7 protein-coding genes are annotated in these 12,775 nt (G+C 53.6%); 3 read left to right on the top strand and 4 right to left on the bottom strand.

Annotation, left to right across the window (positions count from 1 at the left end; genetic code table 11):
- Window positions 1-19 precede the first annotated feature (19 nt).
- Window positions 20-2,506 carry an ATP-binding protein gene (locus tag MFFC18_RS21060; protein WP_075083907.1) on the top strand — a complete coding sequence of 829 codons (2,487 nt, stop codon included), beginning with the start codon at window positions 20-22 and terminating at the stop codon, window positions 2,504-2,506.
- Here the strand turns inward: MFFC18_RS21060 and MFFC18_RS21065 are convergent.
- From MFFC18_RS21065 to MFFC18_RS21075, 3 genes are all read right to left on the bottom strand, one after another.
- Complete coding sequence (locus tag MFFC18_RS21065; protein ID WP_210421378.1) at window positions 2,503-4,383, bottom strand: DUF1570 domain-containing protein; 1,881 nt, start codon at window positions 4,381-4,383, stop codon at window positions 2,503-2,505. The genes MFFC18_RS21060 and MFFC18_RS21065 overlap by 4 nt on opposite strands.
- 50 nt (window positions 4,384-4,433) lie before the next feature.
- The gene (pepF, locus tag MFFC18_RS21070; protein WP_075083905.1) at window positions 4,434-6,236 is read right to left on the bottom strand and encodes an oligoendopeptidase F; all 1,803 of its coding nucleotides are present in this window, start codon (window positions 6,234-6,236) and stop codon (window positions 4,434-4,436) included.
- Between the two features lie 110 nt (window positions 6,237-6,346).
- Window positions 6,347-8,866 carry a U32 family peptidase gene (locus tag MFFC18_RS21075; protein WP_075083904.1) on the bottom strand — a complete coding sequence of 840 codons (2,520 nt, stop codon included), beginning with the start codon at window positions 8,864-8,866 and terminating at the stop codon, window positions 6,347-6,349.
- Between the two features lie 210 nt (window positions 8,867-9,076).
- On the opposite strand from MFFC18_RS21075, the gene MFFC18_RS21080 reads away from it, so the two are divergent.
- Window positions 9,077-9,457, top strand: a complete 381-nt coding sequence (locus tag MFFC18_RS21080; protein ID WP_075083903.1) for a BlaI/MecI/CopY family transcriptional regulator — start codon at window positions 9,077-9,079, stop codon at window positions 9,455-9,457.
- Window positions 9,457-12,135: a M56 family metallopeptidase gene (locus MFFC18_RS21085; protein ID WP_075083902.1), complete on the top strand. Its 2,679-nt coding sequence runs from the start codon at window positions 9,457-9,459 to the stop codon at window positions 12,133-12,135. Before MFFC18_RS21080 ends, MFFC18_RS21085 begins: the two co-directional genes overlap by 1 nt.
- A 36-nt stretch (window positions 12,136-12,171) precedes the next feature.
- On the opposite strand, the gene MFFC18_RS21090 is transcribed toward MFFC18_RS21085, so the two are convergent.
- The gene (locus MFFC18_RS21090; protein WP_075083901.1) at window positions 12,172-12,693 is read right to left on the bottom strand and encodes a four helix bundle protein; all 522 of its coding nucleotides are present in this window, start codon (window positions 12,691-12,693) and stop codon (window positions 12,172-12,174) included.
- Window positions 12,694-12,775: the final 82 nt, after the last annotated feature.

The raw sequence follows: 12,775 nt of genomic DNA on the forward strand, positions 1-12,775 counted from the left end.
AATCCTGTTGAGGACCACCATGCTCACAAAGCAAACCGGCATACTTGCGATTCTTGTTTGCAGTTGGCTAGTCACCACCTGCCAGGCTCAAACTTCGCCACAGCTGGACTGGTTGTCCGAAGAAGAGCGACAGTTTCTCAAGGACCACCCTACCCTTCGCATCGCGCCGACTCCCCATTTCCCGCCGTTCGAATATTGGGACCCCGGACTAAATCGGCAGTCCCGCGACGACGATGTTTTTGCCGGAGTCGTCTCCAGTTACCTCGAACATTTTGAGAAGGAATTGGGTATTGAGTTCGAACTGGTTCGAACCGAAACGTGGGCGGAGAATCTCTCGATGCTCAAGTCACGGAAAATCGATGCCGTTGGGCTGCTGGTTCCGTGGGACGACCGCGACTACGTTTCTGTCAGCAAACCCTACATCACCTACCCGGCGGTGATCGTGGTGCGGAAGGAAGTCACCGACGATCTATCTCTCAAAGATCTTGCGGGCAAAAAGGTCGCGGTGCCCAACGACTACACGGGCGAGTCTTTTCTGCGTCAGAACCATCCGGACATCGTCGTTGTCGAAGCCGATGATCCGAGTGATGGAATTCGCATGGTTTCGACGGGCGAAGTGGATGCTTTTTTTGGCGGAGCAGCCGCAGTGGCTTACGTGGCTCAGCGAGCAGGAATTTCGAACGTCCGCATCGCCGGCGAGTCAGACTTTCAGTACACCAACGGATTTGGAGTGCGTAGCGACTGGAAGACCTTTGCAGACATCATTACCAAAACGCTGGACCGGATTCCCGATGGACAAAAAAGTGCGTTCCATTCGCAATGGATCACCGAAGGGTTCCTGCAAAAGAAGTTTTACGAGACCAGAAAGTTCTGGTGGTTGCTTGGCACGTCAGCGTCGCTGCTGCTGATGGGCTCGATCGCGATGGTCATTTGGAATCGCAAACAGGCTGCCTTCATTGATCGCCTGGAAGAACAGAAAAAACACACGGACGCGGCCAGGCGTGAAGCGGAAGAAGCCAACGAGGCTAAAAGTGCTTTCGTGGCAATGATCAGTCACGAGATCCGCACGCCGATGAATGGTGTGTTGGGCATGTGCGAACTGCTGCGAGGGACGGATCTGAACGCCAAACAACGGGACTACCTTAGTTCCGCCAGCGGCAGCGCGAAAAACCTTGTCGAGCTGATCAATGACATTCTGGATTTCTCAAAGATGGAAGCTGGAAAGCTGGAGCTTGATCCTCAACCGTTTTCGCTACAGAAGTTGATCCACGAGGTTGTAACGCTGATGAAGACACAGGCGGATGCCAAAGGGTTGCAACTGAGCGTTTCCAAAGACGACTCGCTGTCCCAAGCTTACCTCGGCGACGAGTTGCGTATCCGTCAGATCCTGCTGAACTTGCTGAGCAACGCGATCAAGTTTACGTCCAACGGTGCAGTCCACGTTCGAATTCGGCGTACCGGTGTGACAAACGACGACTCTCATTTGGTCGAATTTGAAGTCGAAGATTCCGGGATTGGGATCGCTGCCGACAAAATTGATCGCATCTTTGAGCCTTTCGAACAGGAAGAAATCAGCACGACCAGACGTTACGGCGGAACGGGTTTGGGACTTTCTATTTGTCGGCAACTGGCGGAGATGATGGGCGGCACCGCTTCGGTGACTTCAGAAATCGGCAACGGAAGTACGTTTCGATTTTCGGCGAAGCTTCAACCAACTGATCCGCTGCCCGATGAACCGCTTTCCGGGATCGGTACCAATCTGGATAGAGCGGCGCGGCGACAAGTGCTGTTGGCTGAGGACAATCCGATCAATCAGAAAGTCGTCACGGGACTGCTGGACTTGCGGGGCCACGATGTGGATATTGTGACGACGGGTGAAGACGCACTGGCTGCCATCGCCAGCGGACGATACGACATCGTGCTGATGGACATTGAAATGCCAGGAATGGACGGCCTGACGGCGATCGCCAGGCTCAGAAGTATTGAGGGTTCCGGCGGGGAGCGGCAACGCGTCGTGGCGATGACCGGGCATGCCATGTCAGGAGACCGCGAACGTTTTCTGAAAGCAGGAATGGACGGTCACCTGGTCAAGCCGTTTACGCCAGACGAGCTATACGCTGTGGTCGAATGTCAACGCAGACCTCATCGCAAGGCGACAACTGACAACGATAGAGACCGTGCAAGGCGCGATGTGATCGATCGGGATCAGGCTTTGGCCGCAACGGGCGGAAACGTGAAACTTGCGGAAGTGCTGTTCGAAACCTGCATGGAGGAGTCGCCAAAGATTCTCGAGCAGGCGAAACAGGCGATCGGACAAGGCGACTTCGTGACCACCAGACGCTGTGGGCACTCGCTCAGATCAAGCTTCGGAGCGATCGGAGCCACTCGTGCCGCCGCGGCTTCTGAAAAACTCGAGTTTCTGGAATCGTCCGACGCAGAACAGTACCTCAACGCCGTCGAGGAAATAGAGCTGGCCCTCGGCGAACTTGAAAGGTACGCGAACTAATTCTGGTTCCGCTGGACTACAGTGACGTCGCTTCGTTTCTGACGAAAGTTCGCGACTCCAGTGGTAGAAACCTTGGCTCCAGTGACGTCGACCATTTTCAACTTTGGCAGCTTTGCAATCTTGAGCAAACCCGCATCCGTGACCGTCGTGTTGGCGACATGAAGCATCTTAAGCCCAGGAATCTTTAGCAGTTCATCCAACTGACCGTCGTTGATCGACGAGTTGCTAAGGTCCAGCTCTCGCAAGGCAGCCAACTGCCCAAGACGCTTCAGCGATCCGGGTTCGAGGACACAAGCGTTCAGGTACAACTCTTCCAGCAGATCGAGTCGCTGCAACCCGGTCGCTCGCTCCTTCGTGAATTTGGCCTTCGAGACGTCCAGCTTCCTGAGGTTGATGCAGCTTCCGATCACATCAAACGCACTGTCACGCAACTTTCCATCCATGGCGGCAAGTTCCGAGATCGTGCCAATGTTTTCGATCCGCTTTTCAACGTCGCGACTGCTGACTTTCAGGAACTCGGCATAGTCTTTATCCAACTCGGCGTAGGAACGGCCGATCATCGCCTGAAATACGTTTGGCTTGACGTTTCGCACGTGAATCTGCCGCATAAACTTTACCAACACTGGCTGCAGGTTGTATTGTCGACTATCCATCAGCATGTGCGCCACGCCAGCGGATTCCGCATACAAAAAAGGCAAATCTGTGCGACGCTGGAACGCCTGCATATCCATGGCCGCCAATTCACCGATAGGAACGTGATAGTTTTCTCGCAACAATCGCCAGCGAGAATACTGCAGACGCTGAGAATCGAAGCCGCCAAGCGTTGCGATCTGTCCGTCGATCTTGAGCGATTCAAAGTACATCGCCAAACCTTCATCCAGCCACAAGAAGTGCTGTGCGAAAGGCATGTTCCTGGTTGCGATCGATTCCCGGAACATCTGGTGCGTAAGCTCGTGCCGCCAGGTGGAATCGTCACGCTGCCCCTGAATGTTGGTCGCGGGAAAAAAGGAAACTTTCAGATCACCGTTGTAGTAGCCCGCCGACCGTTCAATTCCCGGCTGCAGCGGCAGCACTTGCTTGACGTAGTCTGCATGATCTTTGAAAAACACCACGCGAAATCGCCTGCGAGGAATCTTCAGCGAGCCATTTCCAGCGAGCCATTTTTTGACGATCGGACCCTTGGCCCAATATTCAAAGAATACCTGTCGCCAGACGTAGTGCCATGACTCGAGCCACTGCGCCAACAGGGCCGTTTCCTTTTCAGAAGCGTTCGAATCGATCTGAAAATGTGGAGTATTGATTGTGAAAAAACTTTTGGCAGGCCAACCGACGACGTCATGCGGACGGCTGCTAACCCGCGGAGCTTTCACTTTTTCAGAATGAATTCGCCAAGTGCCGTCGTTGAGTTTGTTGTGACCGAGCATCCGACGGACTTCTTGGTGATCGCGATCAAAGTGAATGACTTCGTGCAACAATCGAAACGCGACAGCGTAAGATCCGTCCTCTGCCGCCTCCTTCGCCAGCTCCAGAATCTTCGCCGCGTGAGCGACTTTGATCTCGTTCAGCTTCTCCAGCCATGTCGCCTTCGGACCCTTGATCGGCGCGACCGGCATGCTCTTTTCGGTCGGTAGAAAGATGTATTGTCGATCAAGCCCGTATTCCCGATAGACTTTGAAAGTCTGTGTGACCTGTTCTTCGATCCCCTTGCTGCGGCACCACATCGCGAGCTCCTGAAGCTCGGCGCCGAACTCGCGGTGCAGCAAAATTCGCTTTGCACGCCAGTTCGTGGCCGTCTGCTTTTTCGCTTCACTTTGAAACGCAAACAGCGGTGTGGATAAAAGACAAACGACAACAGCAACCTGCGCCAGTCGCGACATCGTTCTGCAAATTGGCAAGTCAACCATCGTCATTCGATTTCCACGTTCCGTTACAGCAAAGAATCCAACTCTTCAACAAGACTGCCAAAATGCTTCAGCGCCGTGTCAACCGGTTCGGGTTTTTCCAGATCAACTCCAGCGTCGCGAAGCAGGTCCAGCGGATATTGTGAACAGCCGCCCTTGAGAAATCCAAGATAGTCGCTCAGCTCCTGCTCGCCACCGTTGAGGACCCGTTGGCTCAGCGCGATCGCCGCCGAAAGCCCCGTTGCGTACTGATAAACATAGAACGCACGATAGAAGTGTGGGATGCGAAAACATTCCAGCTCCAGCTCTTTGTCGATCGCAAAATCGGGCCCGAAGTAGTCTTTTAGCAATCCGCCGTAGACTTCTTTGAATGCGTCAACGGTTAGTGGCTCACCGGCTTCGCACATCTCGTGCGTCTTCTTTTCGAACTCCGCGAACATCGTCTGGCGAATAATCGTGGCGCGAATCGAATCGATTTCGTTGTTCAATAGATAGGCCCGGAAACGATCGTCTTTGGCATTCTTGAGCATGTGCTGTGTCAGAAGCTGCTCGTTAAATGTACTGGCGACTTCGGCGACAAAGATCGTGTAGTTGTAGTACTCGAATGGCTGATTGTTCTTTGAATACCACGAGTGCATCGAGTGTCCGGCTTCGTGCGTCAACGTGAAAACATCGTTGAGGACTTTCGGCTTGAAGTTCATCAAAATGTAGGGGTCGCCGTCAAAGCTTCCCGCGCTGAACGCGCCGGATTGCTTGCCCTTGTTCGGATAGCGATCGCACCAGCGACCCGAAAGACCGCCGCGGAGCGTGGAGACGTACTCTTCGCCAAGCGGGGCCAGCGATTCGCAAACCGCTTCCACGGCCTCGTCCCAGGAATGCTCGACTTCGATGTCGCTGAGAATCGGCACGTAGGTATCGTAGTGATGGATCTCATCCAGGCCCATTTTGCGTTTCCGCAAATCGTAGAACTTGTACAGCGCAGGCAAGTTGCTGCGAACGGATTCGACCAGTGAATCGTAAACCGATTGAGGCACGTTGTCGCCGTAAAGTTCGCTGTGCAGCGCGCTGTCGTAACCGCGGGCTCTCGCGTAGTAGCAATCTTTTTGAATGGAGCCTTGCAACATCGCGGCAAGCGAATTTTCATGAGCCGCGAACTGTTCGTAGTATTGATGGAAAGCTTTCTTGCGGACTTCGCGATCCGGCGAAATCAGGAACTGTGAAAAAGAACTGTTGGTCAGTTCCGACTCTTCGCCATTGGCATCCTTGAGCGTTCCAAACTTCAAGTCGGAATCGTTCAGCTGACGGAAAATTCGACCGGCGGCTCCCGCCATCTCGCCCTGCATCGCCAGCAAGTGCTCTTCTTTTTCGCCAAGCGTGTATTTTTTGTAGCGAGTCAAGCGTTCGAGGCTGAGCTTGTACAAGGACAGGCAGTCTTCGGCCAGAAACGATTCCAGCTTCTCATCTTCGATCGCCAAAATCTCCGGACGCATGAAACTGGCGGCTTCACCGGCGCGGACGGCGATGTTCTGGAACCGCATCATCATGCCCTGGTAGTGGCTGTTGGCCTGGTCTTCAGATGTCTTGAGCATCGCGTAGTAGGCAACGCGTTCGCCGATGCGATTGATTTTGGAATCGAAGTCCAAACAGTCGGCCAGCATCTGGGCGCTTTCACCAAGCTTGCCCCGAAACTCTTCATAACCTGGCGTCATGGATTTAAATTTTTCGAGAGCTGTTTCCCATGCTTCGTCGTTGGGGAAAAGCGATCCAAGATCCCAGGTGTCGTTGATGTCAACTTCGGATCGTTCAGGCAGGCGAACTACAGTATTCATGATCGAAAAAGCAAATAGGTTGGTTGCAAAGCCGACATGATACGAAATTTGGCCAGATAATGTTATCGCAGTCCAGTGCGATTCTGTTACCGCAGTCCTGTGTGATTCTACTATCGCAATTGGACCAGCGATTTGAAGTCCTGAGGCACGAAAAGGCTGCCTCGAGTGGTTTGCTGTGGCGAGTTCGCTTCGAGGACCGTTGCCAGATCGTGAGCCATCGTCATGCCGTCAAGGTGGCTACGAAATGCGTCCGCGATGGCAACGATTTGTTCAGGAGTTTGGTAGACGAACTCCAGCCGAAAGTTCGCGATGCCTGCTTCCTGCCAGGAGGCGATTGACTGCGGATCCGTTTGAGCTTCGGCGCCGAAAACCGTATTGCGACAGCCCACGTCGGCCATCACAGGATGCTCGCGGCCTTGGGCGTCACGCACGGCGATCCGATGCGTTTCACAGGGATGCCCGCAGTTCGTGTTGTCGGTGCCGTCGGAAAGAAAACGACAGAAGACACAGTGCTCGGTATGGAAAACGGGAAGGTGGCTGAAGGCGATGACTTCGATGCCGCGCGGGTCGACTTGTTCAGCCAGTTCGGAAACTTGTTGAGCGTTGAGGTCGTAGGTCGGCGTGATTCGGCTCAGTCCCATCTGCTGATAGGTCTCGACAGCGAGCGCATTGGCGGCGTTGAGACTGAAGTCGCCGATGAGTAGATCCCGATCGATTTCCGTTTGCAACAGGTCGTGCAACAGTCCTCCGCTGCGAACCAAGATCTCGCATTCCAGCGATGTCAGAAAGCGAATAATGTTCTGCTCGCTCGGTTTCAGGATCCGTGGGCTGGCGACGCGAGCCACGATGTTCGCGGCGCGGATTTTCTCAACGCTCGGACGCAAACCGTACAGTTCCAGGTAGTCGAGCGTGATCGAGTCGGGACGCACGCGAATCGCAGCGTCCAGTTGTTCGGCCGTTCGAACGAGGAGGTGAAGTTTGGGTGGATCATTGTTTTGTTCGGCCGCCGGGGATCCGCTGCTCGTTGGAAGCGATGAATCCGCAACCGATGGCGATGATGTTGAAACAGGGTTCAGGTCCTCGCCCGGTTTATGTTCCGCCAATTTTTCCATCAACGCTTCGACCAGCTGCCGCCGCGCGTCGTTGAGCATACTCGTCGGCACAAAAACAGCCTCCGATTCCGTCCGCTCGATCTCGCCAAGATGAAACGCGGTTCCGCCGAGTCGTCCCAATTTTTCTGTCAGCGTTTCGTCATCGAGCGCACGTTTCGCAGCGGCTTCGAGCGGAGTTTCGCTTTCGAAAACAGCGTTCAATCCTGATTCGTGCTGCACGGTAATTTTTAGCGGCTGGCCGACTTTTGCCGTGACGACAAAATCAATCGGCCGCGTGAAAACTGGCTTCGACGCCTTCGTCATCGGCTTGAGTGACTTGATCACCGCAGCCTGATGTGTCCGCCAAACCAGATCGCCGACGCGAATGCGATCGAATTGCAGCTTTCCATGTTCGAACTCCAACCGCACGACTTTTTCGCGAACGGATTTCACTCCGTAGACGCTTCCGCCCTCTTCCGGTTCGTCGGGACTGCGCCAGTCCGCGGCGTCGAAAACCAGTCCGTCGCCAAGACCGATCTCATGTTCGAATTCAACATCCACGCTGCGAAAGTCAACCGCGGTGACTTTGCCAACCAGCACGCCACGATGCCGAGGCGCCCGACCAATGACGACGTTTTGATGGTTCACGCCGGACATGAAATGGGCGCCGAGTCCACGAGAGTAGATTTGCTCAAGGTCTTTTTTCTCCTCAGCCGCGTCTTCGTTCGGCAATTGCATCATCGCCAGATCAATGGCTTCGCGGTACGCACGCGTCGTTGCGGCGACGTAGGATTCGTCCTTGTAACGTCCTTCGATTTTCAAGCACGCGATTCCGATTTCGACCAGTTCAGGAATCTGCTCGATCGCGTACAGATCGCCTGGCGAAAGCAAATATCGATGCGGGCCAAGATCGCGTTTCTCTCCGTCGACGATCAGGTCGTAGGACAGTCGGCAGGCCTGAGCACATTTGCCGCGGTTCGCGCTGCGGCCGCCCCAGGCTTCGCTGCTGAAACATTGACCGGAGTAGGAAACGCAAAGAGCACCATGGACAAAGCATTCGAGTTCGACATCGGTTTGCGAAGCGATTTTCCGCATGTCGGCGAGGCTCAGTTCGCGGCCAAGGACGACCCGAGAGCATCCGAGCGACGCAGCCAGCTCGACGCCCTGAGCACTGGTGACGGACATTTGCGTACTGCCGTGGATGGCCAGGTCCGGAGCAATTTGCCTCGCCAGTTTGGCAATTCCAACATCCTGAACAATAATCGCGTCGGTGTTGGCCGCTGCGATTTCTTCGATCGCATTTTTCGCCGCATCGATTTCGTGATCAAAGACCAGCGTGTTGAAGGTGACGAATCCTTTGACGCTGCGTCGATGCAGAGTCCGCATGACTTCCGGCAGTTCGGCCAGGTCGAAGCCAACTTTGGCTCGGGCGGAAAAGTGATTGAGCCCAAAGTAGACCGCGTCCGCTCCTGCCTCGATCGCAGCGTGAAGCTGCGGCCAACCGCCAGCGGGACTCATCAATTCAGGTTTGCGTGGCATGGCGGCAGTTTTCAGTTTCAGGTCGGAACAGCCCCCAAAGTTACACTGCCTGGCTGACTCCGTATAGGGAAAAGAGAAAGGGTTTGAGCTCGTACACCGTTGCTGTTTTGACATTTCCTGTTGAGAAGTTGTCTTTTCGCTTGATTCGACGCCTCGACTACTATAAAACCAAATCTAAACAACCAAACTTCAGGAATCGTGAGTAAAATAATGGCACGCCCCAAGGCAAAAGAACTAACGGAACGCGAACTGGAAGTCATGCACGTGTTTTGGGATCGAGGCGAAACGACGATTAGCGATGCGCGGGATTGCCTGGAATCCGAAGGAAGAACGCTGGCATACACGACGGTAGCCACGCTGGTCAAAATTTTGGTGGAGAAGCAGTTTCTTAAACAGACCAATGACCAGCGTCCGTTTACCTTCCTGCCAACCCGTTCTTTTGAAGACGTTTCGGGCAACATTCTTTCCGATTTGCTGTCGCGAGTTTTCGGCGGTTCTCGCGAACAATTGCTGATCCAGCTTATGGGAAAGAAGAAACTGACGAAACGAGAGAGAGAGTTTCTTGCCGACATTTTGAAGGAGAAGAAATAATGGGCACTGCATTTTGGTTTGTTCTGACGGCGACCCTTCAAGTCACGTTGCTTTCAATTGTCGCACTGGTCGCTCAACGATTTTTCTATCGAAATCGCCCCAAAGCCGCGTCTCGATTGCTCGCGTTCTCTTCGCTGCTGGTTCTTCTGTTGAGCGCCGCGATTCTGATGCCGTTACCATCGTGGTTTTCGAGAGACTTTTCCTTCGCCGATTCCTCAAACTCTGCGGCTGGCGATGTGACACTGTCTGTGGAAAAATCACAACCAGAATCCGGCGTGCCCGAGTTTGCGCCGGCAAGTGAAGTTGTGACAGGTTCAAGCGAAGCCGTCCGCTTGAGCCTGCCTGCCGCAACGTGGGCGGAACGATTTCAGAACTTCTCGGAACAAATTGATTCGACCGGATCAGCGGGCAACCAATTCAGTTCCCTCGGGCTGGCAAAAGTAATCCGCGGGCTTGGGGTCGCGATCGTTGTAATCTTTGCGATTGGCCTGGTCCGTTTTGCAGTCGGTCTGATTGCACTTGGGCGACTCAAAGCGGGTTCCCAAAAAGTTACCTCCGCTTCCCTGCTGCAACTGGCTGACTCGTTGCGAATCGAGATTGGATGCAAGCGCCGCATTGAACTCTATCGCGTTAAAGGCCTGACGACTGCGGCAACGGTAGGCTCAATCACACCCCACATTTTCCTCTCCGCGGATTTTCAGGACTGGGATCTTGCAGACCAAAAATCCGTGATGGCTCATGAAATCGCTCATATTCATCATCGAGATTTCGAAGCCAATGTTGTTTCCCAGATTTGCCGCGTGGTCCATTTTTTCAATCCGGTCGTGCGATGGATGACCAGCCAAATGCGACTGCAACAGGAACTTGCGGCCGATCGCGTCGCAGCACGAGTCACGTCAGGAGCCACCGAATACACGCGCACATTGGCGTCGCTGGCACTCCGGCAAGATGACCTCAACCACCCAGTTGTCTCCATGTTTCTACCACAGAAAGATGACTTCATTCAGAGAATTAAAATGCTGCAGCAGCAACACTCTGCTCACAGTCCATCCGCCGGCTGGATGATTCCTGTTCTGACTCTTGGATTGGCCGTCGCGATCTGCGGAATTCGATTGCCGACTACGACTCTCGCTGAACCGGTTGCGGTGCAGGCGGATGAAGTGACAGGTTTCGATTTATCATGGGTTAGCAAAGATGCCGCAGTGACGTGCCTTCGTCCATCGCGACTGATGAAGGCTGCAATGATTGAAGAGCCAGTGGAAAAAGTAAAGTATTGGCAACGCGAGGTTCAAAGTTACAACAAGTCATTGGAAGAACACACAAGATTGGGCATCGAACATATCGACGAGGTGATCACGTGTGTTGAAGGCAGCAGGTTCTATCAGATCTATCGGACTTTCGAAGACAATTTGGAGAACTTCAAATCGCTTGGCGAACTGGTTGGACCGGAAGACGAATTCCCGATTCAGATCAAACGCAAAAGGAATGGACTGAGCAACGGCTTGATCCTTGACGACAGATCCATCCTCTGGGCTTACGACCAAGAAACGATTGAGCAGGTAAAAGATCGTGGAAAAGCGAAACCGACGAATGCCAGATGGTTCAAGGAGTTTCGCAAGGCTGAGAAAAAACCTGTCGTGATGACGATTGACGGAAGTGGGCTCAATGAGCTTTTACAAGGCATGACCATACTCACAGACAGATCAAGGGATGCGATCCGCATATGCGAGTCGGTTGTCATATCGATTGATGTACAGCGAAAAGCTGATCTGGTAATCGTCCTCGAATACGGATTCGTGGCTGATGCCCAGACTGTTGAAAAAATGATGCCAGAGGTGCAGAAAGAACTCTCCAGGCAATTTGCAAGCATGGCCAATGCAGGAGCCAGATACAATCAGATCATCGGACAGGCCATACTGGACTCGATTGAATCAGCCAAAGTCAAACGAGACGGCAAGCGATTGGAAATCACGACCAGTTTCAAACCGGACATGACGGCGTTGACCGGTTTGGCCGATGAGATTGATGCTGCCCATTTGCGAGGTCATGGCCTGAACAACATGCGGCAACTGGGACTCGCGTTGCTCAACTACGAATCAGCCTACGGCGAGTTTCCTGCAGCCACGATGCGGCACGAAAGCGGACATGAATACAGTTGGCGAATCGCGATCCTGCCCTTCTTAGAGGAGGGTGAGATGTACGAACGTTACCGCTTCGATGAACCGTGGAACAGTGAGCATAACCGTGAAGTCACCAGTGAAATGCCAGAGTACTTCAAACATCCTTCCAATGAATCTGCTACCGGCACGAATTATTTTGCCATCACGGGTCCTGGAACAATGTTCCCACCCGGCGGTGGGCTGAAATTCACGGACATAACCGATGGCACCTCGAGAACGGTATTGCTTGTGGAATCCAATCGAGACAGTCATTGGGCCAAGCCCGGCGGAATTCCACTTGCCGAGGCACTCAATCCGACAAAACTCGGTGGTTTCACCGAAGGAGTCATCCACATGAACATGAGCGACGGTTCTAGCCGCAGTGTTTCGAATCAGATTACGCCCGCGATGTTGGCTGCTCTTTTTTCGACAGCGGGAGGCCAGGATGATATTATCCTGGCGGACCTTGCATTGAAATTCGAACCGGTTGAAAAAGAGAAGCCCTCCACCGCGAAATAGCACCGCGGAGCGGTTGAGTACTGAGTACTTCAAAAACTACTTTTCCTCCTCTTCCTCCCGATCCTTCAAGTAATTCGGATGAGGCAGTCCGTCTCTGATCCACTGCGGCCGTTCCTTTCCGGTAATCTTCTCCCACTGCTCCCAAACTTGCTCGGACCAAGTCTGGACCTTCCGCAAATGCTTCACCCCCGACCCGGCCTTATTCATCTGCTTCACAAACGCCACCATCATCATGCGAATCTCCGTCCCCTCCTGAAATAACTTGCCGAATTCATCTTTGGCAAGATACTCGCGATCGTAGGCAGCGGTTAGATGAGCTTGCGTTTCGTTCAGACTTCCCAACGAGTAGCCCAGGAACTGAATAAACTCACCCTGCGTCCCGCGTCCGAATCCTTCGGCGATGTTTGCCATCACGGATTCGGACGAGTCATTGATTTGCGTCACGAGGCGACGGTCAGCGGCGAAAGCTTCACGTTTGGTGAGGAAGAAGATATCTTTTGACCAGTGGCGGGAGCGCTGCCAGAAAAGCAGGTCGGTGAACTTCTTGACGCCGGCCATACGGGAGTCGGGGAGGAAGGAGGGGCGGAGTGGATGAGTTTAACATAATTTCGTGCGGAGTACGGCGCAAGCGATGCTCCCA

It is taken from the genome of Mariniblastus fucicola (assembly GCF_008087665.1).
Classification (GTDB): Bacteria; Planctomycetota; Planctomycetia; order Pirellulales; family Pirellulaceae; genus Mariniblastus; species Mariniblastus fucicola.